Origin of the sequence: Sphingomonas sp. MJ1 (PH-R8), from assembly GCF_048058635.1 — a bacterium.
Classification (GTDB): Bacteria; Pseudomonadota; Alphaproteobacteria; order Sphingomonadales; family Sphingomonadaceae; genus Sphingomonas.
The window spans coordinates 1-24,631 of the sequence record NZ_JBBEFX010000004.1 but is presented as its reverse complement, the minus strand read 5'-3'; the positions used below and the strand labels follow the sequence as shown (position 1 = coordinate 24,631).

Sequence of the window (24,631 nt, the reverse complement as noted above, 5' to 3'; positions counted from 1 at the left end):
GTGGCGCGCCTCAGCCCTTGGTGAGGGTGAAGCCGCCTGAAACGCCTTCCGCTTCGGCGGAGGGTGCCACCCACAGGCGGAACAGCCCCGCCTCGACGGTGGGGCGGCCGTCGAGTCCCAGGAACTGGAGGTCGGCGCGGGTGAGGGTGAAGCGCACCTCCTGCGACTGGCCGGGTTCGAGCTTGATCTTGCGATAGCCCTTCAACTCGCGGATCGGACGGGTGAGGCTGGCGGTCTGGTCGTGGATGTAGAGTTGGACCACTTCCTCGGCGGTACGCGTGCCGCGGTTGGTGATCGTCGCCCGCACCGTCAACGTGCCGTTCCAGGAAAGCGTGCCGCCGCCCAGGTCGAGGTCCGAATATTCGATCCGGCCGTAAGTGAGCCCGTGGCCGAACGGGAAGCGGGCTGCGTTGGACGCCTCGCGGTAGTGCGTCTTGTACGGCTGGAGCGGCCCCGCTGGATTGGGGCGCCCGGTGCGCTTGTGCGCGTAGTAATAAGGCACCTGTCCCGGCACCTGCGGGAAGCTGACCGGAAGGCGTGCGGAAGGACCCTCGCGCCCGAACAGGATGTCGGCGGTGGCGGGGCCGCTCTCGGAGCCCAGGAACCAGGTCACCAGGATCGCGGGGGCGGCGAGCACTGCCCCTTCGAGCGCAAGCGCGCGGCCGTTCTTGAGCAGCACCACGATCGGCTTGCCGGTCTTGGCGACGGCTTCGGCCAGGGCCTGTTGCGCCGGCGGGATCACCACCAGGTTGCGCGACTGCGCCTCGCCCGACATGTCCTGGCTCTCGCCGATCGCGAGCACGACGATGTCGGCGGCATTCGCGGCGGCGATCGCAGCCTCGATGCCGCCTGGCAGCGGCGCGGTCACTCCGGAGCCTGCCGTTGCCGTCACCAGCGAGGGATCCGCCATCGCCTGGCGCACGCCGGTCAGCAGGTCGACCGCCTCGGCGTCGGAGCCATAGACGTTCCACGGGCCGATCAGGTCGTGCTTTCCTTGTGCGAACGGGCCGATCAGCGCGATCCGCTTGCCGGAACGGGGCAGGGGGAGCAGGTCACCCTCGTTCTTCAAGAGCACGATCGAGCGGCGCGCAGCCTGCCGCGCCACGGCCAGATTTCCGGCGCTCCGCACCCGCGCCTTTTCGCGGCGCGGGTCGATGCGACGGAACGGGTCGTCGAACAGGCCAAGACGAACCTTGAGTGCGAGCACGCGGCGGACCGCCTGGTCGAGCCGCGCCATCGGCACCTCGCCCGCGGCGACCAGCGACGGCAGGTGCTGCATGTAGAAGCCGCTCTGCATGCTCATGTCGACCCCGGCCAGGAAGGCGAGCTTCGTCGCCTCCCGGGCATCGGCGGCAAAGCCGTGGTCGATCAATTCCATGTCGCCGGTGTAGTCGGACACCACCAGCCCGTCGAAACCCCACTCCTTGCGCAACACGTCGTCGAGCAGCCAGGGATTGGCGGTTGCCGGAACGCCGGACAGTTCGTTGAACGAGGCCATGACCGTGCCGGAGCCCGCGTCGAAGGCGGCCTGGAAGGGCGGGAAGTAGATCTCGCGCAACGTACGCTCGGAGACGTCGACCGCTCCGTAGTCGAGCCCGGCCTCCGCTGCGCCATAGGCGGCGAAATGCTTGGCGCACGACATCACGGAATCATTGGCCCACAAGGATTTCCCCTGGAAACCGCGCACGCGCGCCGTCGCCATGTCGCGGCCGAGCCGCACGTCTTCGCCGGAACCCTCGACTCCGCGGCCCCAGCGGGCGTCGCGGGCGACGTCGACCATCGGCGCGAAGGTCCAGTCGATGCCGGCGGCGGCCGCCTCGATGGCTGCGACCCGTGCCGCCTTCTCCACCAGCTCCGGCTCGAAGCTTGCCGCCTCGGCGAGCGGCACCGGGAAGACGGTGCGAAAGCCGTGGATGACGTCTGCCGCGAACAGCAGCGGGATCTTCAGGCGGGATTCGCGAACCGCCACGCGCTGCATCTGGCGCGCCATTTCGGCACCATTGCCGTTGAAGACGCCGCCCAGCCGCCCCGCCCGGGTCTGGGCGAGCTGGGCATCGAAGGTGCCGTTGGACGCCGCGGGATTGAGCGCGTTGGCCGCGCCGCCGGCCCAGGCCGCAGCCATCAGCGTCAGCTGCCCGGCCTTCTCCTCGACCGTCATCTTTCCGATCAGAGCCTCGATGAAAGCGGGGAGCCCCTGGCTCTCGTCCGCGACCGTCCGCAGCAGTGCATGCGCGGGACTCGCGCGCCAAGCGGTCAACGCAGCCGCTCCCATCACCATCGCACGCCTGGAAATGCGCAGGTCGTTCATCAGAAATCCTCCCGGAAAATGGCGTTCCAATGCGGCTGTGGCCCGGCTTGTTTCGCCTTCTTGCCCACCGCGTCAAATTGATGTAACCGGTTACACATACAGTGATCAGCGGCGCAACAGCAAGTCGTTGGCGGGACCGGAAGTGCCGGTCTGGGTTTTGGAAGGACGTCGGGAAGGGCAATGGCGCACGCCACCATCCGTGATGTGGCTCGGGAGGCGGACGTCTCCGTTGCCTCCGTTTCGCGCGTCCTCAACGGACACAGCAACGTCCGGCCGGCGGTACGCGAGCGCGTGCAGGCCGTTGCGGCGGCCCTCGGCTACGTCCCGCACGCGGGCGCCCGTAACCTCAGCCTGGCCCGCACGAACGCCATCGGCGTCATGCTCCCGGATCTTCACGGCGAATTCTTCTCCGAGACTGCGCGCGGCATCGACAGCGAGGCGTCGACGCGCGGGCTGCAACTGCTGCTCTCCAATGCGCATACGAACCCCGCGCGTGCGATCGAGACGCTGCGTACGATGCGCGGGCGCGTCGATGGCGTCATCATCATGGCGCCGGACCTCGATCCCGAGCAGTTGTTCGAGCATCTGCCGCCGAGCCTTCCCGCCGTGCTGATCAACTGCCCGGGGAATGTTGAGGGCCGCGCCGAGCTGCGGGTGGACAATGTCGCCGGCGCCGAGGCGATGGTGGACCATCTAGTGTCCACGGGACGCCGCCGGATCGTCCACCTGTCGGGGCCGGAAGGGAACTCCGAGGCGCAGGCGCGTATCGCCGGCTATCGGGCGGCGATGGCGCGCCATGGGCTCGTGCCGCGGATCCTGCCCGGCGACTTCTTCGAGGAGGCGGGTACTGCCGCTGCGGAAGCGCTGCTCGGCGAACTCGATGGCCCGGAGGCGCCCGACGCGCTGTTCGCGGCCAATGACATGATGGCGATCGGCGCGATGATGCGCCTTCGCCGCGCCGGGGTCGCCGTACCCGGGCGCATCGCAATTGCCGGCTTCGACGATGTGCCGCTCGCGCGGCTGATCTCGCCGGCTCTCACCACCATGCGCGTCGGCATCGCCGGAATCGGCGCGCGTGCGGTCGTCCGGCTGGCAGCACTGATCGCGGGAGGGCTCGACCATGCGGTCGAGCCGCGAACTCCCGAACTGATCGTGCGCGAAACCAGCGGGCCGGCCATCAACACAGAACAACCGGCAGGCAGGGAATAAGGGCAAAATCATGAGTAGGACCAAGGCTTTGCGGCTAGCGCTCGCGGGCGCGACGATGCTGGCAGCCAGCACGGCAGTGATCACGCCGGCAGCGGCACAGGTCGGGCAGGCATCGCTGCGCGGTACCATCATCGCCCCCGCGGACAATCCCGTGGTGGAGGTCACCGTCGTCGAGGTCTCGACCGGCTTCCGGCGGACCGTGGTCGCGGGCGCGGACGGCAGCTACAACTTCGCGTCGCTGCGGGCGGGCACCTACCGGCTCGAGATCAAGCTGCAGAACGGCACCCGCAACTCCGACAACTTCACCCTCAACGTCGGCCAGAACGCAGGCCTGGACCTCGACCTGAGCGCCGACCAGGGCGCCGGGGCTCCGGCAGCCGAGCAGCCGCAGGATGGCGGCCAGGCGGCCGATACCGCGGATACCAGCGGGGACGTGATCGTGACGGGCAGCCGCCTGCGCTCGCTGACCGGCGGGCAGGTGGGCATCAACATCACCACCCGGCTGATCGAGCAGCTGCCGCAGAACAGCCGCAACTTCCTCGCCTTCGCCGATCTGGCGCCGGGCGTCCGCTTCATCGAGGGGTCGGACGGCTCCTCGCGCATCCAGGGCGGCGCGCAGGGCAGCAACTCCGTCAACGTGTTCATCGACGGCGTCAGCCAGAAGGACTATGTCCTGCGTGGCGGCCTGACGGGCCAGGACTCGTCGCCGGGCAATCCGTTCCCGCAGCTCGCGATCGGCGAGTATCAGGTGATCTCCTCCAACTACAAGGCGGAGTTCGACCAGGTCGGGTCGGTGGCGATCACCGCCACGACCAAGTCGGGTACCAACGAGTTCCACGGCGAAGGCTTCTTCGACTACACCGACGAGAGCCTGCGCGACCGTCGCCCGACCGAAATCTATCCGACCAAGATCGACAAGGTGAAGACGACCGACAAGCAGTTCGGCGTCGCGCTGGGCGGTCCGATCGTGAAGGATCTCGCGCACTTCTTCGTGAGCTACGAAGGCAAGCGGCGTGAAGTGCCGGTCGACGTTCTGCCTGCAAACGGCATCTCGGTCGACAGCCTGCCGGAGCAGTATCGCGACCAGTTCGGTACCTACAGCTCCACCTTCAAGCAGGATCTGTATTTCGGCAAGATCGACATCACGCCGACCGACAGCGACCTGATCGAGTTCACGGGCAAGTACCGCAACGAATCCGGCCTGCAGATCAGCAACGGCATCGCGGCCTATTCGACCGCGACGCTCAGCAAGGTCGAGGAAATCCGCGGCACCGCCCGTTGGCAGCATACTGCGGACAACTGGATCAACGACTTCCGCGTCGGCTACGAGGATGTGAGCTGGGCGCCCCGGCCGGCGACGGACGGCATCAGCCAGCAGTTCCGCCGTTCCGAGGTGAACGGCAGCTCGATCAACACCTACAACCTGTTCCGCATCGGTGCGGGCCTGAACTTCCAGGACAAGGGCCAGACCGGCTGGACCGTCCAGAACGACTTCACCTGGACCGGCTTCGACGGCCACACGATCAAGGCCGGCGTGAAGAGCAAGTGGGTCAAGCTCAATACGCTTGAGCAGAACCTCCTCAACCCGCTCTACAGCTACGACCTTAACCTTCCGGTCGCGGATGGCTTCAACGACGACATCCCGTACCAGCTTCAGTTCGGTGCGGTCGGTTCGCTCGGCGACCCTCGCATCCGTTCGAAGAACTGGCAGCTCGGCTTGTACCTTCAGGACGACTGGGACGTCACCGACCGGCTGACGCTGAACCTGGGCCTGCGCTGGGACTACGAGCGGACGCCGGCGTTCCTCAACTATGTCACCCCGGACGAGGATCTGACGGCGATCTCGCCGGAGAACTACCCGAACCTCATCAACGCCGACTACGACATCAACGATTATATCTCGAACGGGAACAATCGTAAGGCGTTCAAGGGCGCCTGGCAGCCGCGCGTGGGCTTTACCTACCGCTTCGACGAGGCGGGTCGCTTCTCGGTGTTCGGCGGCTACGGCCGGTCGTACGACCGTAACCAGTTCGACTTCCTGCAGCAGGAGCTGGCCACCGGCCGCTTCCAGCGTCGCACCTTCCTGTTCCAGGGTGCCGACACGCAGAACCCGTGCCTGCCGACCAACCCGGTCTGCATCGCCTGGGATCCGGCATATCTGACGGAAGAAGGCCGTCAGCAGCTGGCAGCGCGCGGCACGGCGGGCGGGCGCGAGTTCCGCTTCATCAACAACGACCTGAAGGTTCCGTACTCGGATCAGTTCAGCCTCGGTCTGCGCGGCCGGTTTCAGCCGGTCGAGCTGGAAGTCGGCTACACCCGCATCGTCAGCAAGGACGGCTTCGTCTACCTGCAGGGCAATCGTCGCCCCGACGGCTCGTTCTTCGCACCGTCGCCGACCACGGGCGCGCCGCAGGGCCCGGGCAACTTCTCGCCGGCCGGCTACGGGTCGATCATTATCGGCGACAACGGGCTCGAGACGAAGGCAGACTCGGCATATTTCAAGCTGACCAAGGTCTATTCGGCTGAGTCGCCGTGGAGCCTGGATGCGACCTACACCTACACCGAGGCGGAGGATAACCGCCCGAACGGGGACCAGGCCGCATACTTCCTGCTCGATTTCCCGAGTGCGGCCGATTACCCGTTCGTTCGCTCCGGTGCCGTGCCGCGGCATCGCTTCGTGGTGGCGGGCAGCGTGGATCTGCCGATCGACATGTCGATCTCCGCGAAGTTTCAGATCGAATCGCCGACCTACCTGCGGGCGCTGGTCGATCGGGCGGATCCGTACGAGCGCGTGATCGTCGGTGCAGAGGCGCTCGGCTCGGGCGATCGTTGGGGCCGTCGCCAGCTCGACCTGGCGATCACCAAGTACGTGCCGCTCAACTTCCTCTATGATCAGGCGCGTCTTCGCTTCCGGCTCGACATCATCAACCTGATGAACGACCGCAACTATGTCGACTTCAACAACAGCCCAGACGACACGACGCGGACCCCCGGTTCGCCGAGCGTCTATCGGGAGCGTTCCACCTACAGCATCGGCGGGAACCCGCCGCGCACGGTGAAGCTCTCCGCGGGCTTCTCCTTCTAACTCTCCCTGCTCTGGCGGGCGGTGCTGTCGCGCCGCCCGCCAGTTTTGTTGTTCTGCGTTTTTGAAAGGGGTCCCATGCTCGACCGGCGACAGCTTCTTCTGGCCGGGGCGAGTGGTGCGACAGGCCTGCTGGCGGGCTGTGCGCAGACGGAGCGCCTGCTGAGCGCGGCGCTGGGGCCGCTTCCGACGCCCGTGCCCGAGGACGGCGTCGAACTGCCGAGGCTGGTTGCCGAAATCCAGCAGCGCACCTTCCGATATTTCTGGGAAACCACCGATCCGAAGACCGGTCTTGCGCCGGATCGCTGGCCGACCCCCTCGTTTGCGTCGATCGCGGCAGTGGGCTTTGCGCTGACCGCCTATCCGATCGGCGTCGTGCATGGCTGGGTGACGCGAGCCGCGGCGCGGACGCGCACGCTGGCGACGCTCGAGTTCTTTGCCAACGCGCCGCAAGGACCGGGTGAAACCGGCTTCAGCGGCTACAAGGGCTTCTTCTACCACTTCCTGGGCGTGACCAGGGGGCATCGCTTCGCCCGAGCAGAGCTTTCGACCGTCGACACGGCGCTGCTGCTGGGCGGCATTCTCTTCGCTCAAAGCTGGTTCGACGGCGATCATCCCGACGAAGTGCGCATCCGCGCGCTCGCAGACCAAATCTATGCCGCGGTCGAGTGGAACTGGATCACCCCGCGGGCACCGTTCCTGTCGATGGGCTGGCACCCTGAGAGCGGGTTCATCCGCCACGACTGGGAAATCTACAACGAGGGCATGCTCCTCTATGTGCTGGCGCTGGGCTCCCCCACCCATGCGTTGCCGGCGGAGACCTGGGATGCATGGTCGCAACAGTTCGAACCCAGTTGGACAGGGCGCTTCGGCGGCGATCCCTATCTGCATTTCGCCCCCATGTTCGGGCACCAGTACAGCCACGTCTGGATCGACTTTCGCGGCATCCGCGACACCTACATGACGGGCAAGGACCTCGACTATTTCGAGAACAGCCGCCGGGCGACCTATGCGCAGCGCGCCTACGCTGCCGACAACCCCGCCGGCTGGACCGGCTATAGCGCGGACGTGTGGGGGCTGACCGCCTGCGACGGCCCGGGTGATTTCAAGGTGCGCCTCGGCGGACGGGAGCGGGAGTTCTTCAGCTATTCCGCTCGCGGTCCCGGCGACCGGGACGACGGTACGCTGGCGCCAACGGCCGCGCTGGGATCGATCGCTTTCGCGCCCGAGATCGTCGTGCCCGCGGTGGAGGCGATGCACGCCCGCTATGGCGCAGCCATCTATGGGAAGTACGGCTTCCTCGATGCGTTCAACCCGACGATGACCGCGCCGGAGGTGGGACTGAAGCACGGCAAGGTCGTGCCCGGCGTCGGCTGGGTCGATGTCGACTATCTCGGCATCGACCAGGGGCCGATCGTCTGCATGATCGAGAATTGGCGTTCCGGCCTCATCTGGAAGACCATGCAGAAGAACCCGCACATCCGCCGCGGGCTTGAGCGGGCGGGCTTCACCGGCGGCTGGCTCGCCGCAGCCGGAAACGCCGGCGCCTAGCTTGTCCTGGAGGCACCGGCGGAGCGGGCTAGTTCTTGGTCGCCCCCACCTTGGTGTAGGGGACGAACTCGCTCAGGCCGATCGAGCCGGACGAGAAGCGGCTGGTCCGGCTCACCAACTGGACGATGTCGATGTTGCACAACTGCGACGTGAACGTCTTGGTGACGAGGATGTCGTCGTTGTCGAGGGTCGAGGCGCCGGAGGGACGATTGACGTACAAAGTACCGTTGTTCATCCGATACAGGATCGCAGTCCGGTCGATGATCTCGGTCGAGCGGATGTCGCGCAGGTTGATGCACTTGACGGGTTCTCCCGCCGTGCGCCCTTCGAGCGCCTTGGCGAGTTTGGCCTCGTAGCGGCTGTTGTCCTGGGGCGCGGCAGAGGCGGTGCCACCGGCAAGCAGCGCGGCGGCGAGAAGAGCGAAACGGAGACGCATCGCGGATACCTTTCGTTGATTGCTACGCAAATGCCACAGCGGTGCTGAACGATCGATGAGCAAGATTGTCCCGCGGCTTCATCCGGGCTAGTTGAAACAAAATTACAGGCAGACGGCCACCAGACGCCGCGCCTGCGAGGAGAGAGAGCCGATGCGTTTCATCGACCATGTCGTTGCGCGAGCCGACGACGCGCCAGCCGGCGGCCGCACGGGCCGCGTGTTCGATCCCAACAGCGGCCAGGTGCAGGCGGAGGTGCGGCTGGGGTCGCGGGCCGACCTCGACCGGGCGGTAGCCGCAGCCGAGGCGGCGCAGCCCGGCTGGGCCGCGACCAACCCGCAGCGCCGGGCTCGCGTCATGTTCCGCTTCAAGGAACTGGTCGAGGCGGAGATGGACAGCCTCGCACGGCTGCTGTCCTCCGAACATGGCAAGGTGCTGGCGGATTCGCGCGGCGACATCCAACGGGGCCTCGAGGTGGTGGAGTTCGCCTGCGGCATCCCCCACGCGCTGAAGGGCGAGTATAGTCTGGGGGCAGGGCCGGGGATCGACGTCTTCTCCATGCGCCAGCCGATCGGCATCGGCGCCGGCATCACCCCGTTCAACTTCCCCGCGATGATCCCGATGTGGATGTTCGGCATCGCGATCGCCTGCGGCAACGCCTTCATCCTCAAACCCAGCGAGCGCGATCCGAGCGTACCGGTGCGCCTGGCCGAACTGATGCTGGAGGCGGGCGCGCCGGAGGGCATTTTGCAGGTCGTGCACGGGGACAAGGAGATGGTCGACGCGATCCTCGACCATCCCGCCATTGCCGGCGTCAGCTTCGTCGGCAGCTCCGACATCGCGCACTACGTGTACCGCCGCGGGGCCGAGGCGGGGAAGCGCGTCCAGGCAATGGGCGGGGCCAAGAACCACGGCGTGGTGCTGCCCGATGCCGACCTCGACCAGGTGGTCGCCGACCTGGCGGGGGCGGCGTTCGGTTCGGCGGGCGAGCGCTGCATGGCGCTGCCGGTGGTGGTGCCGGTTGGCGATCGTACCGCGGAAGCGCTGCGGGAGAAGCTGATCCCGGCGATCGAGGCGCTTCGCGTCGGGGTCTCGACGGACCCGGAGGCGCATTACGGGCCGGTGGTCACGGCCGAGCACCGCGCGCGGATCGAGGGCTGGATCCAGCGAGGCGTCGAAGAGGGTGCCGAACTCGTAGTCGACGGCCGCGGCTTCTCGCTGCAAGGGCACGAGCAGGGCTTCTTCATCGGCCCCTCGCTGTTCGACCGCGTAACGCCGGACATGGCGAGCTATCGCGAGGAGATCTTCGGCCCGGTACTCCAGATCGTCCGCGCGCCCGATTTCGAGACGGCGTTGAAACTCCCCTCGCGGCATCAATACGGCAACGGCGTGGCGATCTTCACCCGCAACGGCCACGCCGCGCGCGAATTCGCCGCGCGGGTCAACGTCGGCATGGTGGGCATCAACGTGCCGATCCCCGTGCCGGTCGCCTACCACAGCTTTGGCGGGTGGAAGCGCTCGGGCTTCGGCGACTCCAACCAGCACGGCATGGAGGGCGTCCGCTTCTGGACGAAGGTGAAGACAGTCACCCAGCGCTGGCCGGATGGGTCGGCGCTGCCGACCGGAAGCGAGGATGGCGGGCCCAGCCGCGTGCAGGACGCCTTCGTCATCCCGACGATGGGGTGATCTGCCCATCCAGCCGTAAGGCCGATCGACCGGAACGACACAGACGAGTTGTACCCTGAACATGACAAACCAGTTCGCCCTCACCGAAGACCAGCGCGAGATCCAGGATCTGGCGCGGCGGTTCACCGCCGATCGCATCACGCCGCATGCAGGCGAGTGGGACGAGAAGCACATCTTCCCGCGCAACACGATCAAGGCGGCCGCCGAGCTCGGCTTCGCCGCCATCTACGTGTCGGAGGAGCAAGGAGGCATCGGCCTCGGCCGGCTGGAGGCGGCGCTGATCATGGAGGCGATGGCTTATGGCTGTCCCTCCACCAGCGCGTTTATCTCCATCCATAACATGGCGTCGTGGATGCTCGACCGGTTCGGGTCGGACGCGCTCAAGGCCAAGTACCTGCCGGACCTCGTCACGATGGAGCGGATGGCGAGCTATTGCCTGACCGAGCCGTCATCCGGCTCCGACGCGGCGGCGCTGCGAACGCGGGCCGTGCGCGAGGGCGACGACTATGTGCTGACCGGCACCAAGCAGTTCATCTCCGGCGCGGGCGAGAACGACGTCTACCTCGTCATGGCACGGACCGGTGAGGAGGGGCCGCGCGGCATCTCCTGCTTCGTGGTGGAAAAGGAGATGCCGGGCGTCTCCTTTGGCGCGCAGGAGCGCAAGCTCGGGTGGCACTCCCAGCCGACCGCGCAGGTGAACCTGGACGGCGTGCGCGTGCCGGCCGAGAACCTGGTGGGACAGGAGGGCGAGGGGTTCCGCTTCGCGATGATGGGGCTCGACGGGGGGCGACTGAACATCGGCGCCTGTTCGCTGGGGGGCGCGCAGCGCTGCCTGGACGAGGCGATCCGCTACACCCGCGATCGCAAGCAGTTCGGCCGTGCCATCGCCGACTTCCAGAACACCCAGTTCACGCTCGCCGACATGGATACCGAGCTGCAAGCGGCTCGGGCGCTTCTCTATACCGCGGCGGCCAAGGTCACTGCCGAGGCGCCGGACAAGACGCGCTTTGCCGCGATGGCCAAACGCTTCGCCACGGACACGGGATCGTCCGTGGTCGATCGTGCGCTCCAGCTTCATGGCGGCTACGGCTATCTGATGGACTATCCGATCGAACGTTTTTGGCGCGACCTGCGCGTCCATTCGATCCTGGAGGGGACGAACCAGGTGATGCGCATGATTGTGGGCCGGGAACTGGTGCGCGAATGAGCGGCGAGGTCCTGACGGCAGTAGAGGGCAAGGCCGGACGTATCCGGCTCAACCGACCGCGGGCGCTCCACGCGCTGAACGAGGCGATGTGCGCCACCATGCTGGAGGCGATCGAAGCTTGGCGCGGGGACGCGGGCGTGGAGATCGTGCTGATCGACCACGCGGAGGGTCGCGGATTCTGCGCCGGGGGCGACGTGCGGCGCGCCGCGGAGAGCGGCAAGGGCGACGGCGTCGAGGCGCGGGCGTTCTTCGCGACCGAATACCGGCTCAACCATCGGCTCTTCACCTATGCCAAGCCGGTCGTCGCGTTCATGGACGGGGTGGTGATGGGCGGCGGCGTCGGTATCTCGCAGCCGGCGCGCTTCCGGATCGCGACCGAGAACACGCTGTTCGCCATGCCCGAGACCGCAATCGGCCTGTTCCCCGACGTGGGCGGCGGCTGGTATCTGTCGCGCTTGCCGGGCAGGATCGGCCAGTATCTCGCGCTGACCGGCGCCCGCATCCGCGGTGCCGAATGCCACGCGCTGGGCCTCGCCACCCACTATATCCCTGCCGATCGGCTGGAGACCGCCAAGGCGCGGCTGAGCGAGGCGCCGCAGGAAGCCGCTGGCATTCTCGACGCACTCTCGGATGAGCCCCCGTCCGCGGCGATCCTGGAGCATCGGGAGGCGATCGATCGCCTGTTCGCGTCGGATCGACTGGAGGACATCCTGGCGGCGTTGGAGGCGGATGGCGGCGACTGGGCAACCGAGCAACTGTCGGTGCTGCGCAGCCGATCGCCGCTGTCGATGAAGGTCTCGCTCAAGCTGCTGCTCGAAGGTGCGACCATGCCGACCTTCGAAGACGAGATGCGCCAGGAATATGCGGTGGCTGCCCACATCGTGCAGCGCCCCGACTTTGCCGAAGGGGTGCGCGCGGTGCTGGTCGACAAGGACAATGCGCCCCGCTGGGACCCGGCGACGCCCGAAGGCGTGACCGACCACATGATCGACCGAATCTTCGCACCCCTGGACGCGGAGAGCGAATGGAGCCCCGAGGGCTGAAGGAGACCTGCATTGGCTGAATATGGGACCATCCTGGTCGAGCAGCGCGAGGCGGTGACGCTGATCACGCTCAACCGGCCAAAGGCGCTCAACGCGCTCAATGCGCAGGTGCTCGCCGACCTGATCGCCGCGCTTGCCGCCTTCGACGCGGATGCCTCGCAGGGTTGCGCGGTCATCACCGGCAGCGAGAAGGCGTTCGCCGCGGGCGCCGACATCAAGGAAATGGCGGAGATGGGCTTTGCCGACATGTACGGCACCAACCATTTCGCCGGGTACGAGCGGATCACCGCCACCCGCAAGCCGGTGATCGCGGCGGTCGCGGGCTATGCGCTGGGCGGCGGCTGCGAACTGGCGATGATGTGCGACTTCATCCTTGCCGCCGACACCGCGAAGTTCGGCCAGCCCGAGATCAAGCTCGGCGTTTCGCCGGGCATGGGCGGGTCGCAGCGGCTGGTGCGCGCCGTCGGCAAGGCCAAGGCGATGGAGATGTGCCTGACCGGCCGGATGATGGATGCCGAGGAAGCGGAGCGGGCCGGGCTGGTCAGCCGCGTCGTGCCTGCCGCCGAACTGGTGGAGGAGGCGGTGAAGACCGCCGCCACCATCGGCAGCATGGCGCCACTGGCGGTCAAGGCGAACAAGGAGATGGTGAACGCCGCCTTCGAGACCGGGCTTGCCCAAGGCATCCAGTTCGAGCGCCGGCTGTTCCACGGGCTCTTCGCCACCGCAGACCAGAAGGAAGGCATGGCCGCCTTCGTCGAGAAGCGGCCGGGCAATTGGACGGGCCGCTGAGGCAGGCGGGGAGAGGGTAGCATATGGCACGGATCGGCTTCATCGGCCTGGGCAACATGGGCGGCGGCATGGCCGCGAACCTGGCGAAGGCAGGGCACGACGTCCGCGCCTTCGACCTTTCGCAAGAGGCGCTGGAGCGTGCCCGCAAGGCTGGATGCCTGCCGACGGAGAGCGCGCGGGCGGCTGCCGAGGGCGCGGAGGCGGTGGTGACGATGCTCCCGGCAGGGCGGCACGTCGCACAAGTCTATGAGGAAGCCGTGTTCGGCGCGGCCGCGCCTGGGGCGGTGCTGATCGACAGCTCCACCATCGACGTCGCGACCGCGCGCCAGCTGGCCGAGGCGGCGACGGCCAAGGGGCTGCTCGCCGTCGATGCGCCGGTCTCCGGCGGGATCGCCGGCGCGGCGGCCGGCACGCTGACCTTCATGGTCGGCGGAAGCGAGGAGGCATTCGCGGCCGCCCAGCCGCTGTTACAGGCGATGGGCAAGGCGGTGATCCATGCAGGCGGGGCGGGAGCCGGGCAGGCGGCCAAGGCCTGCAACAACATGCTGCTGGGCGCGACCATGATCGCCACCTGCGAGGCGTTCGTCCTGGCCGAGCGGCTGGGGCTCGACCCGCAGACCTTCTACGACATCAGCTCGGCAAGTTCCGGGCAGAGCTGGTCGATGACGACCTATTGCCCCGTGCCGGGCGTGGGTCCCGAGACGCCGGCAGATCACGACTACCAGGGCGGGTTCGCCGCCGCGCTGATGCTCAAGGACCTGCGGCTGGCGCTGGACGCGGCGAGCGGCGCCAATGTCGACACGCCGATGGGCGCGCGGGCAGCGGAGCTCTATGGCAGCTTCGTGGCGCAAGGGGGTGCCGCCACCGATTTTTCCGGCATCATCCGGATGCTCGGCCGGCAGAGCTGAGGGCAAGCGCCGCCAAGCAGTGCTTGGCGGCGCAGCTTGTTTTTTGACTTGGCTTCCCGGGCACCGGGCGACAGGAGCTGGTCTTCCAACACGGTGGACCGATGCGCCTTCTCTTTGCTCCCATTCTTGCCGGTGCGAACCTACCGGATCGCCTGCTCGCCTGCCTGGGCGGGGTGCTCGGGATCGCGCTCACCAGTGCGATCAGCTTCTGGGCGCTCGGCGACGCGACGTCACTGCCGCTGCTCGTTGCGCCCATGGGCGCGGCGGCCGTGCTGGTGTTCGCGGTGCCGGCAAGCCCGCTCGCCCAGCCCTGGTCCGTCGTCGGCGGCAACATCGTTTCGGCGCTGGTGGGGGTGACGGCGGCGAAGTTGGTGCCGGTGCCGCACCTGGCGGCGGGGATCGCGGTGGGCGGCGCGATCCTGGCAATGTCACTGCTGCGCTGCCTCCACCCGCCCGGCGGCGCCGCGGCATTGACGGCGGTGGTGGGAGGCCCTGCGGTGCTGTCGGCCGGCTATGGTTTCGCGTTCGTGCCCGTGGGCATCAATGCCGTGCTGCTGATGGTGGCGGGCGTCCTGTTCCACCGCTTTTCCGGGCACTCCTACCCGCACCGGCCGGTGCCGGTCGCGCCACGTGCGCCCTTGCCCGTCGAAAGCGTCCCGCACCCGGAGGATCTGGACCGCGCGCTGGAGGACCTCGGCGAGACGTTCGACGTCAGCAAGGAAGACCTCGACCTGCTGTTCCAGCGGGTGGAGCATCATGCGAACGAGAGGCGCGCGCGCAAGCGATCCTAAGCGCGCTCCGTGCTCCCGTGTTCGCTGATCAATCGCGACCGGCGATCGTCGCGCCGACATGCTCCTGGCCGCGGGCCTCGGCGAGCTTCTCCTGCCGTTGCCGCTCGGCATAACGGGCGCGATCCTCGTCGCTGCGCTGGTGGAAGCAGGCGGGGCAGCTGACGCCTTCCTCGAAGAGCGGTGACGCCCGATCGGCGACGCTCACCGGCATGCGGCAGGCATGGCACAATGCGTGGCTGCCTGGCGCCAGGCCATGACCCACCGCGACCCGCTGGTCGAAGACGAAGCACTCGCCGTTCCATCGGCTGTCCGTTTCCGGCACCGTCTCCAGATATTTCAGGATGCCGCCCTTGAGGTGATAGACCTCGTCCACGCCCTCCGCCCGCAGCAGCGCCGTCGCCTTTTCGCAGCGGATGCCGCCGGTGCAGAACATCGCGACCTTGCTCTTGCCCGCCAGCAGTTCGTCGCGGTGCTCGCGGAACCAGCGCGGGAAGTCGCGGAAGCTCTCCGTGTGCGGATCGACGGCCCCTTCGAAGGTGCCGACCGCCACCTCATAGGCGTTGCGCGTGTCGATCAGCACCACCTCCGGATCGGCGATCAGGTCGTTCCATTCCTCGGGCGCGACATAGGCGCCGACCTGGCCGACGGGATCGATCTCCGGCTCGCCCATGGTAACGATCTCCTGCTTCAGCCGCACCTTCATGCGGTGGAAGGGCATAGTCGCCGCGCGCGACTCCTTGTGCTCCAGTTCCGCGCAGCCCGGCAGCGCGCGGATAGCGGCGAGCGCCCCCTCGATAGCCGCATCCGTGCCCGCGATCGTGCCGTTGATCCCCTCCGGCGCGAGCAGCAGCGTGCCTTTCACGCCGAGGCTGCAGCACGTCTGGGTGAGGGGCCCCCGCAACGCGGCCGGGTCGGCGAAGGAGGTAAAGCGGTACAGCGCGACGACGCGGATCGGCAACGGATCGGACACGGTGGTTCTCGGGAAGATGGGGATTGCCGCTGCTCTAGAGGATCACGTCGTCGCCCGCCAGCGGCGCCGCAGCGCTTTTCGGCTGTTTCACGCACGCGCAACTTTCGTTCGCGAAAACGCGTGCTACACTCGGGCAAAACAGAACGAATGGAGAGGCCATTTGACCCCGGACTTCGACTTCGCGCTCGGCGAGATGGCCGACGCGATCCGCGAGACCACACGCCGCTTCTCTGCGGACCGGATCGCGCCCCTTGCCGCGCGGGTGGATGCGGAAGACTGGTTCCCGCGCGACCTGTGGCCCGAGATGGGTGCGCTCGGCCTGCACGGCATCACCGTGGAGGAAGAGTTCGGCGGGCTGGGCCTTGGCTATCTCGAGCATGTCGTCGCGGTCGAGGAAGTCAGCCGCGCCTCCGCCTCGGTCGGGCTGAGCTATGGCGCGCACTCCAACCTGTGCGTCAACCAGATCCGCCGCTGGGGCAATGTCGAGCAGAAGGCGAAGTACCTGCCCAAGCTGGTGTCGGGCGAGCATGTCGGCAGCCTGGCGATGTCCGAGGCGGGCGCCGGCTCCGACGTGGTGTCGATGAAGCTGCGCGCGGAGGCGGTCGATGGCGGATTTCGCCTCAACGGCACGAAGTTCTGGATCACCAATGCGGCCTATGCCGACACGCTGGTGGTCTATGTCAAGACCGGCGAGGGAAGCCGCGGCATCACCGCCTTCCTGATCGAGAAGGACATGGCCGGCTTCTCGATCGGGCAGAAGATCGACAAGATGGGCATGCGCGGCAGCCCCACTGCGGAACTAGTGTTCAACGACTGTTTCGTGCCGGCCGAGAATGTGATGGGGCCGCTCAATGGCGGCGTCGGCGTGCTGATGTCGGGACTCGATTACGAGCGGGCGGTGCTGGCCGGTATCCAGCTCGGCATCATGCAGGCGTGCCTGGACGTGGTGATCCCGTTTGTACGCGAGCGGCGCCAGTTCGGCCGTCCAATTGGCGAGTTCCAGCTGATGCAGGCCAAGGTCGCCGACATGTACGTCGCGCTCAATTCGGCCCGGGCGTATGTGTATGCGGTGGCGCGCAGCTGCGATGCGGGGCGGACGACGCGCTTCGACGCGGCCGGCGCGATCCTGCTGGCGAGCGAGAATGCGGTGAAGGTCGCACTGGAGGCGATCCAGGCGCTCGGCGGGGCGGGCTATACCAAGGACTGGCCAGTCGAGCGCTTCCTGCGCGACGCCAAGCTGCTGGACATCGGCGCGGGGACGAACGAGATCCGGCGGATGCTGATTGGGCGGGAATTGATCGGCCACAACCCGACGGTGGCGCAGTGATCCTCCCCGGCACGGCGAGGGGGACCGCCGGCGCAGCCGCTGGTCGAGGGGGCATGCCGCATCCGCCTCGCTTGCCGCACGCCCCCTCCACCAGCCTGCGGCTGGTCCCCCTCCCCGCGAACGGGGAGGAGCTGTCGTGAGCGCACCCGTCCTATCCACCAACGTCGCGCCGGATAGCGAGACGTTCAAAGCCAACTCCGCGCACAACCGCGCGCTGGCCGAGCGGCTGCGCGCCGACGTCGCTGCGGCCGCGCAAGGCGGCGGCGAGCGCGCCCGCGAGCGCCACACCGCGCGCGGCAAGCTGCTGCCGCGGGAGCGCGTCGAGCGGCTGCTCGATCCCGGCTCGCCCTTCCTGGAGATCGGCCAGCTCGCCGCACACGACCTCTACGGCGGCGAGGTGCCGGGCGCCGGGGTGATCGCTGGCATCGGCCGCGTCTCCGGCCGGCAGGTGATGATCGTCTGCAACGACGCGACGGTGAAAGGCGGGACCTATTACCCGCTCACCGTCAAGAAGCACTTGCGCGCGCAGGAGATCGCCGAGGCCAACCGGCTGCCGTGCATCTATCTGGTCGACAGCGGCGGCGCGAACCTGCCGCACCAGGCCGAGGTGTTTCCGGATCGCGACCACTTCGGCCGCATCTTCTTCAACCAGGCCAACATGTCGGCGCTCGGCATTCCGCAGATCGCCTGCGTGATGGGTAGTTGCACCGCGGGCGGCGCCTATGTGCCCGCCATGTCGGACGAGAGCGTGATCGTGCGCAATCAGGGCACGATCTTCCTCGCCGGCCCGCCGCTGGTGAAGGCGGCGACGGGCGAGGAGATCAGCGCCGAGGAACTGGGCGGGGCGGAGACCCACGGCCGCACCTCCGGCGTGGTCGATCATGTCGCCGAGAACGACGAGCACGCGCTGACGATCGTGCGCGACATCGTCTCGACGCTGCCGCCGCCCGCGCAAGCGAGCGTCAACCGCCAGCCGCCGCGCCCGCCCAGGCTCGATCCGCAGGAGCTCTACGGCATCGTGCCGCAGGACGTGCGCGCGCCCTATGACGTGCACGAGGTGATCGCACGACTGGTCGACGGCAGCGAGTTTCACGCGTTCAAGCCGCTCTATGGCAGCAGCCTGGTGTGCGGCTTCGCGCACATCTGGGGGCAGCCGGTCGCGATCCTCGCCAACAACGGCGTGCTGTTCAGCGAAAGCGCGGTCAAGGGCGCGCACTTCATCGAGCTCGCCTGCCAGCGCCGCGTGCCGCTGCTGTTCCTCCAGAACATCTCGGGCTTCATGGTCGGCGGCAAATATGAGGCGGAAGGAATCGCCAAGCACGGCGCCAAGCTGGTGACCGCGGTCGCGACCGCCTCGGTGCCCAAGATCACGGTGCTGATCGGCGGCAGCTTCGGCGCCGGCAACTACGGCATGTGCGGGCGGGCCTATAGCCCGCGCTTCCTGTTCAGCTGGCCCAACAGCCGCATCAGCGTGATGGGCGGCGAGCAGGCAGCGAGCGTGCTCGCCACCGTCCACCGCGATGCTGCCACCTGGTCGCCGGAGGAAGCGGAGGCGTTCAAGGCGCCGGTTCGTCAGAAGTACGAGGACGAGGGCAACCCCTGGCACGCCACCGCCCGGCTGTGGGATGATGGCATCATCGATCCGGTGCAGACCCGCGACGTGCTGGGGCTCGCGCTGGCGGCGACGCTGGAAGCGCCGATCCCGGAGACGCCGCGCTTCGGCGTGTTCCGGATGTGAGGGGCGCGGTCGGATCGGTTCCTCCCCGGAACGGGGAGGGGGACCAGCCGCAGGCTGGTGGAGGGGGAGCGCCGCGCACACTCCGTCCGGAAGTTGCGCAGGCGCGCTCGTTGCGCCGGCAAATGACCCTTCCGGAGGTACTGCTGTGGCAGCAACTCAGGGGCAGCCAGCTTGGGGTGCGTTTCCGCCGACAGCATCCTGTAGGCCCATATGTTACCGACTTCTTCTGCGCGTCTGCGTCTTTAGCGGTAGAAGTTGATGGCACCGCGCACAGCCACGGGGACAGACCGGCGCGCGACGCGGAGCGTGACCGCTTCCTCAGCGACAACGGTGTCGATGTGCTGCGCCTCTGTGCTTCCGCCGTATCGCGCGATGTTGGTTCTGCCGTCGCCGCTATTGCCGCGCGTGTGGCGCGCCCCCTCCACCAGCCTTCGGCTGGTCCCCCTCCCCGTGCCGGGGAGGAACAGGAGTTCCTATGATCACCTCCCTTCTCATCGCCAACCGGGGCGAGATCGCGTGCCGGATCATCGGCACGGCGCGGCGGTTGGGGATCCGCACTATCGCCGTCTATTCGGAGGCCGATGCGAACGCGCGGCACGTGCGGCTGGCAGACGCGGCGGTGGCGATCGGGCCGGCGGCGGCGCGCGAGAGCTATCTGGTGGGCGAGCGCATCCTCGCCGCCGCGCGCGAGAGCGGGGCGGAGGCGATCCATCCGGGCTATGGCTTCCTGTCCGAGAATGCCGACTTCGCCGAGGCGGTGGTCGCCGCCGGGCTGGTGTGGGTCGGGCCGGACGCGGCGAGCATCCGCGCGATGGGTCTGAAGGACGCCGCCAAGCAGCGGATGATCGACGCCGGCGTGCCGGTGACGCCGGGCTATCTGGGCGAGGACCAGAGCCCCGAGCGGCTGGCGACCGAGGCGCAGGCGATCGGCTATCCGGTGCTGATCAAGGCGGTGGCCGGCGGCGGCGGCAAGGGAATGCGGCGCGTCGACGATGCCGCGCAGTTCGCCGAACTGCTCCAGTCGTGCCGGCGCGAGGCGGCATCGGCGTTCGGCGACGACCGCGTACTGATCGAGAAATACATCGCCCGCCCGCGCCACATCGAGGTGCAGGTGTTCGGCGACACCCACGGCAATGTCGTCCACCTGTTCGAACGCGACTGTTCGCTCCAGCGTCGCCACCAGAAGGTCATCGAGGAAGCGCCGGCGCCCGGCATGGACCCGGTCACGCGCGAGGCGCTATGCGCGGCCGCGGTGCGCGCGGCCAAAGCCGTCGACTATGTCGGTGCCGGCACCATCGAGTTCATCGCCGACGGATCGGAAGGCCTGCGCGCCGACCGCATCTGGTTCATGGAAATGAACACCCGGCTGCAGGTCGAGCACCCGGTGACTGAGGAGATCACTGGCCAGGACTTGGTCGAGTGGCAGCTGCGGGTGGCGTCGGGCGAGCCGCTGCCCAAGCGGCAGGAGGAACTGAGCATCGACGGTTGGGCGATGGAGGCGCGGCTCTATGCCGAGGACCCCGCTCAGGACTTTCTGCCAAGCGTAGGCACACTCGAGTATTTTCGTCTCCCGAAGCTGTATGGCGGTAAGCGGTATCGGATCGAAACCGGTGTAGAGCAGGGTGACGAAGTCTCACCCTTTTACGATCCGATGATTGCGAAGTTGGTGACGAAAGGGGTTAATCGGCAGGAGGCAATCAGTAATTTAAAAGAGCTGACCGCGGACGTGCGCTGCTGGCCCGTTAAAACAAACGCCGGTTTCTTACACCTTCTTCTTTGGGACGGTGCGTTCGATGCGGGTGACATGGACACCGGTTTGATCGCACGCGAAGGGGAAGACTTGATCCCAGATGCACAAGCACCTGAAGCCGTATTGCAGGCTGTTGCGCACCTTGTAGTGGATAATGCTCTCGGGGGCACGGCAACCGACATCAGGGAGACGTGGCTTAACGTCGACCGTGGTCCACGGAGCCTTCAAGGGTTCCGCCTCAATCAAGCTCCCGCCCCAACCTTACTCCGTTTGGACGAAAGCAAACGAACATACGACGTCGTGTTTTCGGATCGAAATATTGACCATTGTCCGTGGGTTGAAAGCCGGAACGGTGGGTGGGTTGTTACTGAAGATGGCGTAACGTGGCTCTTCCGCGAACATCGTTCTTCTGGAATTGCGGCCGGAGCTGCTGCCGACGGAGCGATCCTCAGCCCGATGCCGGGTCGCGTGACTTCAGTCGAGGTCACGAACGGAGCTGTCGTCACGAAGGGCCAGCGGCTCGTGACGCTGGAGGCGATGAAGATGGAGCACGGGCTGGTCGCGCCCTTCGATGGCACGGTGGTTGAGCTACCTGCGGCGGCGGGCGCACAGGTGCGCGAGGGATTGCTGCTCGTGCGCGTGGAGCGGGAGGAAGGCTGATGGCAGGACGCTTCTACGACCAGTGGCAGGTGGGCGACCGCCTGGTCCACGACATCCGCCGCACCGTGACCGAGACCGACAATCTGCTGTTCTCGACCATGACCCATAATCCGCAGCCGCTGCACCTCGATGCGGAGGCGGCGCGGGCGTCGGAGTTCGGGCAGATCCTGGTCAACGGCACCTTCACCTTCGCGCTGATGGTGGGGCTGTCGGTGGGCGACACGACGCTCGGCACGCTGGTCGCGAACCTGGGCTACGACAAGCTGGTCCATCCGCAGCCGGTGTTCCTGGGCGACACGCTGCGCGCCGAAACCGAAGTGGTGGAACTGCGCGACAGCCGCTCGCGGCCCGATGCCGGAATCGCCACCTTCCGCCACCAGCTGTTCAACCAGCGCGACGTGGTGGTGTGCGACTGCCTGCGAACCGCGCTGCTGCGGCGGAGCGCGGCATGAGGCTGCGATCGCTGCTGTTCGTGCCTGCCGACCGGCCCGAACGCTTCACCAAGGCGGCAGCGAGCGGGGCGGATGCGATCATCCTTGACCTGGAGGATTCGGTGCATCCGGCCGCCAAGGATGTGGCGGCGCGAGAGGTGGCGATGTTCCTGGGACAGCCGGCGGACGGTGTCCTACGACTGGTGCGCATCAATCCGTTGGATGCAGGGCGCCTCGATGCCGACCTTGCCGCCGCGCGGTGTGCCGACGGCATCGTGCTGCCCAAGGCGGAGGGCGCGGCGAGCCTCCGCCGGCTCGTGGATCGGCTCGGAGGCGAAGGTCCTCCGGTTCTTCCGATCGCGACGGAGACACCTGCCGCGGTCTTCGCACTCGGCAGCTATTCGGAGGTCGCGGACCATCTGCTCGGGATCAGCTGGGGTGCGGAGGACCTGCCGGCAGCGATCGGCGCCGCGACCTCCCGCGAGGAGGACGGGCGCTACACGCCTCCCTATGAGATGGTACGCGCGCTCGCCTTGTTCGGCGCCCACGCGGCCGGTGTGGCTGCAATCGACACCGTCTATCCGGCGCTGGCCGATCAAGACGGACTGGCGCGCTATGCAGCGCGCGCCGCGCGGGACGGGTTTACGGGCATGCTCGCGCTCCACCCGGCGCAGGTGCCCGTCATCAACGCCGCCTTCACGCCGACGCCCGATCAGCTTGAGGAAGCGCGGGCGGTGATCGCCGCCTTCGCCGCTGCGCCGGACGCGGGGGTGCTGCGCTACAAGGGGCGCATGCTCGACGCGCCACACCTGAAGCAGGCGCAGCGCCTGATTGCCCGAGCTTAGGCTCCGACCTCCGGCACCAGCTCTACCCCCAACGACGCCAGCGCGTCCCAATAGCCGGGGTAGGTTTTCGCAACGCACCCCGGATCGAGGATACGGATCCCGCCGATCTTCAGACCCGCCAGGGAGAAGGCCATCGCGATGCGGTGATCGGCGTAGGTCTCGATCGCGGTCGGCAGCGTCTGACCGGCAAGTTCTGGATCGCCATGGACCAGCAGGTCGTCCCCCTGTTCCTCGGCGAGGCCGCTGCGAATGCGGTTCAGCTCGGTCGAAAGCGCGCGGACGCGATCGCATTCCTTGACGCGCAGGTTGGCGATGCCCGTGAAGCGGACGGGCCGCGCATTGAACGCGGCCAGCACGGCGAGCGTCGGTATCGCATCCTGCATCTGCGAACCGTCGATCACGCCCGGCATCTGGGGAAAGGCGGCGATCAGCGCCTGCGCCTTGGCGTCGGGTTGGCTGAAGCGATCCGGAGCCAGGCCGATGTCGATCTTGCCCCCGGTCAGGACCTCTGCCGCCCAGAGATACGTGGCTGCCGAGGCATCCGGCTCCACCATGGCGTCTGCCGCCTGATAGCCTGTGGCGGCGACCCTCCAGCCTGTCTGGCCCACGGGCATGACTTGGCCCCCGAAAGTCTCCATCGCAGCGAGCGTCAGGTCGATATAGCCGCGGGCGCCGATGTCGCCCCCGGCCAGCACGACCTCGACCGGACCTTTCGCGCAGGCTGCTGCGATCAGCAGTGCCGAGACATACTGGCTGGAAAGCCCCGCGTCGACGATCACCCGCCCGCCCGGGATCCCGGATCCTTCTACATGGACTGGCGGGCAACCGCTGGGCGCGTCGATCATAACCCCCATGCGGCGCAGCGCCTCCACCAGCGGCGCGATCGGCCGTTTGCGCATATGGGCATCGCCATCCAGGATCGTGGTCCCCTGGATGGTGGCGGCAGCGGCGGTCAGGAAGCGCATCGCCGTTCCCGCGTTGCCCAGGAACAGCGGCTCGGCAGAAGGGCGCAAGGTGCCGGAAGCGGTCACCACGAAGCTGGTCGCGTCGGGCTCTTCGACTTCCACCCCCAACTTGCGCAGCGCTGCTGCCATATGTTTCGTGTCATCGCTCTTGAGCGCGCCGGTCAGCCGACTGGTGCCGTGCGCCAGCGCGGCGATCAACAGCATCCGATTGGTGATCGACTTCGATCCCGGCAACGCCACGCGCCCGCTGAGCGGCGTCTGGGGCGGAACGATCGTCAATGCGGAAGCGGGCTTGGTCATGGATCGCCTTACTCGTGCGCGAGGAATGAGAGGCAGATCACGCGCGGAGAGCCGATAGGCAAGGGGACAGACGGTTCGGAAATGACCCGGGAGGGCGGCGATTCGGCCGGACGAGCGCTTTCAACAAGCTAGGGAGCGGCAAAAAACGCGCCGGTTTCCGCGGCTTAACGCGAAAAATGCAACATTTTTGAAAAATGGGTTTGACGGGTTTGGGTGATGCCTCTAGAGACCCGTTCACCGCAGCGGCGCACCGAACGGAGCGCTTGCTGGGGTCGCAAAAAACCTGGTGCTGAGCGCCTCTTGAAAGAGGGGTTTGCTGGAGCGCCGGCGTTTTGTTCTTTGACATTGTTGGTTTAGATGAAGGGACATGTGGGCGGCGGCTCCGGTCTGCCACGTTTTCAAGGCGTGGTGTGGTCGGTTAAAGCTAAGCCAGTTCATGTGTCCTATTACATATCCACAGTATATGTGATGTGCAGGAATTGGCTCCTTGAAGTGAGCTGCTTGATCCTTGTTATTCCGCGGGGATTGGGTGGAACATCAAACTTGAGAGTTTGATCCTGGCTCAGAACGAACGCTGGCGGCATGCCTAACACATGCAAGTCGAACGAGACCTTCGGGTCTAGTGGCGCACGGGTGC

At 67.3% G+C, this 24,631-nt stretch carries 19 protein-coding genes and 1 rRNA gene; 16 read left to right on the top strand and 4 right to left on the bottom strand.

Annotated elements, in window-relative coordinates; genetic code table 11:
• Nucleotides 1-10: 10 nt before the first annotated feature.
• Entirely contained in the window at nucleotides 11-2,308 is a 2,298-nt protein-coding gene (locus VPH46_RS04655; protein WP_416609332.1) for a glycoside hydrolase family 3 N-terminal domain-containing protein, read from the bottom strand.
• 180 nt (nucleotides 2,309-2,488) lie between these two features.
• Between VPH46_RS04655 and VPH46_RS04650 the strand changes: the two genes are divergently transcribed.
• From VPH46_RS04650 to VPH46_RS04640, 3 genes are all read left to right on the top strand, one after another.
• Nucleotides 2,489-3,517 carry a LacI family DNA-binding transcriptional regulator gene (locus tag VPH46_RS04650; RefSeq protein WP_416609330.1) on the top strand — a complete coding sequence of 343 codons (1,029 nt, stop codon included), beginning with the start codon at nucleotides 2,489-2,491 and terminating at the stop codon, nucleotides 3,515-3,517.
• Nucleotides 3,518-3,527: 10 nt separating this feature from the next.
• Nucleotides 3,528-6,602 (top strand): TonB-dependent receptor, encoded by a 3,075-nt coding sequence (locus VPH46_RS04645; RefSeq protein ID WP_416609328.1) that lies wholly within the window; start codon nucleotides 3,528-3,530, stop codon nucleotides 6,600-6,602.
• Nucleotides 6,603-6,677: 75 nt separating this feature from the next.
• Nucleotides 6,678-8,150: a glucoamylase family protein gene (locus tag VPH46_RS04640; protein WP_416609327.1), complete on the top strand. Its 1,473-nt coding sequence runs from the start codon at nucleotides 6,678-6,680 to the stop codon at nucleotides 8,148-8,150.
• A gap of 28 nt (nucleotides 8,151-8,178) precedes the next feature.
• Here the strand turns inward: VPH46_RS04640 and VPH46_RS04635 are convergent, their stop codons facing one another.
• Nucleotides 8,179-8,586: a hypothetical protein gene (locus VPH46_RS04635; protein ID WP_416609325.1), complete on the bottom strand. Its 408-nt coding sequence runs from the start codon at nucleotides 8,584-8,586 to the stop codon at nucleotides 8,179-8,181.
• 151 nt (nucleotides 8,587-8,737) lie between these two features.
• On the opposite strand from VPH46_RS04635, the gene VPH46_RS04630 reads away from it, so the two are divergent.
• The 6 genes from VPH46_RS04630 to VPH46_RS04605 all read left to right on the top strand — a co-directional run bounded on the left by VPH46_RS04630 (nucleotide 8,738) and on the right by VPH46_RS04605 (nucleotide 15,008).
• The gene (locus VPH46_RS04630; protein ID WP_416609323.1) at nucleotides 8,738-10,270 is read left to right on the top strand and encodes a CoA-acylating methylmalonate-semialdehyde dehydrogenase; all 1,533 of its coding nucleotides are present in this window, start codon (nucleotides 8,738-8,740) and stop codon (nucleotides 10,268-10,270) included.
• 61 nt (nucleotides 10,271-10,331) lie between these two features.
• Nucleotides 10,332-11,477, top strand: a complete 1,146-nt coding sequence (locus tag VPH46_RS04625; protein WP_416609321.1) for an acyl-CoA dehydrogenase family protein — start codon at nucleotides 10,332-10,334, stop codon at nucleotides 11,475-11,477.
• A complete protein-coding gene (locus VPH46_RS04620) occupies nucleotides 11,474-12,520 on the top strand; it encodes an enoyl-CoA hydratase/isomerase family protein (protein WP_416609319.1) in 1,047 nt (348 codons plus the stop codon). The genes VPH46_RS04625 and VPH46_RS04620 overlap by 4 nt, the downstream gene beginning before the upstream one ends.
• Before the next feature lie 12 nt (nucleotides 12,521-12,532).
• Nucleotides 12,533-13,309 (top strand): enoyl-CoA hydratase, encoded by a 777-nt coding sequence (locus VPH46_RS04615; protein WP_416609316.1) that lies wholly within the window; start codon nucleotides 12,533-12,535, stop codon nucleotides 13,307-13,309.
• A gap of 23 nt (nucleotides 13,310-13,332) precedes the next feature.
• Nucleotides 13,333-14,217, top strand: a complete 885-nt coding sequence (gene mmsB, locus VPH46_RS04610; protein ID WP_416609314.1) for a 3-hydroxyisobutyrate dehydrogenase — start codon at nucleotides 13,333-13,335, stop codon at nucleotides 14,215-14,217.
• 101 nt (nucleotides 14,218-14,318) lie between these two features.
• Nucleotides 14,319-15,008: an HPP family protein gene (locus tag VPH46_RS04605; RefSeq protein WP_416609312.1), complete on the top strand. Its 690-nt coding sequence runs from the start codon at nucleotides 14,319-14,321 to the stop codon at nucleotides 15,006-15,008.
• Between the two features lie 28 nt (nucleotides 15,009-15,036).
• Here the strand turns inward: VPH46_RS04605 and VPH46_RS04600 are convergent, their stop codons facing one another.
• On the bottom strand, nucleotides 15,037-15,978 hold the full coding sequence (locus tag VPH46_RS04600; protein WP_416609310.1) for a rhodanese-related sulfurtransferase: 942 nt from the start codon (nucleotides 15,976-15,978) through the stop codon (nucleotides 15,037-15,039).
• A gap of 193 nt (nucleotides 15,979-16,171) precedes the next feature.
• Here VPH46_RS04600 and VPH46_RS04595 point away from each other — a divergent pair, with 193 nt between their 5' ends.
• From VPH46_RS04595 to VPH46_RS04570, 6 genes are all read left to right on the top strand, one after another.
• Nucleotides 16,172-17,305 (top strand): isovaleryl-CoA dehydrogenase, encoded by a 1,134-nt coding sequence (locus VPH46_RS04595; protein WP_416609639.1) that lies wholly within the window; start codon nucleotides 16,172-16,174, stop codon nucleotides 17,303-17,305.
• 136 nt (nucleotides 17,306-17,441) lie between these two features.
• Nucleotides 17,442-19,043 (top strand): carboxyl transferase domain-containing protein, encoded by a 1,602-nt coding sequence (locus VPH46_RS04590; protein WP_416609308.1) that lies wholly within the window; start codon nucleotides 17,442-17,444, stop codon nucleotides 19,041-19,043.
• Complete coding sequence (locus VPH46_RS04585; RefSeq protein WP_416609306.1) at nucleotides 19,040-19,522, top strand: endonuclease domain-containing protein; 483 nt, start codon at nucleotides 19,040-19,042, stop codon at nucleotides 19,520-19,522. Before VPH46_RS04590 ends, VPH46_RS04585 begins: the two co-directional genes overlap by 4 nt.
• Nucleotides 19,519-21,453, top strand: a complete 1,935-nt coding sequence (locus VPH46_RS04580; protein WP_416609304.1) for an acetyl/propionyl/methylcrotonyl-CoA carboxylase subunit alpha — start codon at nucleotides 19,519-19,521, stop codon at nucleotides 21,451-21,453. The genes VPH46_RS04585 and VPH46_RS04580 overlap by 4 nt, the downstream gene beginning before the upstream one ends.
• Complete coding sequence (locus tag VPH46_RS04575) at nucleotides 21,453-21,905, top strand: MaoC family dehydratase (protein WP_416609302.1); 453 nt, start codon at nucleotides 21,453-21,455, stop codon at nucleotides 21,903-21,905. Before VPH46_RS04580 ends, VPH46_RS04575 begins: the two co-directional genes overlap by 1 nt.
• Nucleotides 21,902-22,729 carry an HpcH/HpaI aldolase/citrate lyase family protein gene (locus VPH46_RS04570; RefSeq protein ID WP_416609300.1) on the top strand — a complete coding sequence of 276 codons (828 nt, stop codon included), beginning with the start codon at nucleotides 21,902-21,904 and terminating at the stop codon, nucleotides 22,727-22,729. The genes VPH46_RS04575 and VPH46_RS04570 overlap by 4 nt, the downstream gene beginning before the upstream one ends.
• Here the strand turns inward: VPH46_RS04570 and VPH46_RS04565 are convergent.
• Complete coding sequence (locus tag VPH46_RS04565) at nucleotides 22,726-23,994, bottom strand: 3-phosphoshikimate 1-carboxyvinyltransferase (RefSeq protein ID WP_416609298.1); 1,269 nt, start codon at nucleotides 23,992-23,994, stop codon at nucleotides 22,726-22,728. The genes VPH46_RS04570 and VPH46_RS04565 overlap by 4 nt on opposite strands.
• 539 nt (nucleotides 23,995-24,533) lie before the next feature.
• Here VPH46_RS04565 and VPH46_RS04560 point away from each other — a divergent pair.
• A 16S ribosomal RNA gene (locus VPH46_RS04560) occupies nucleotides 24,534-24,631 on the top strand; the annotation flags it as partial.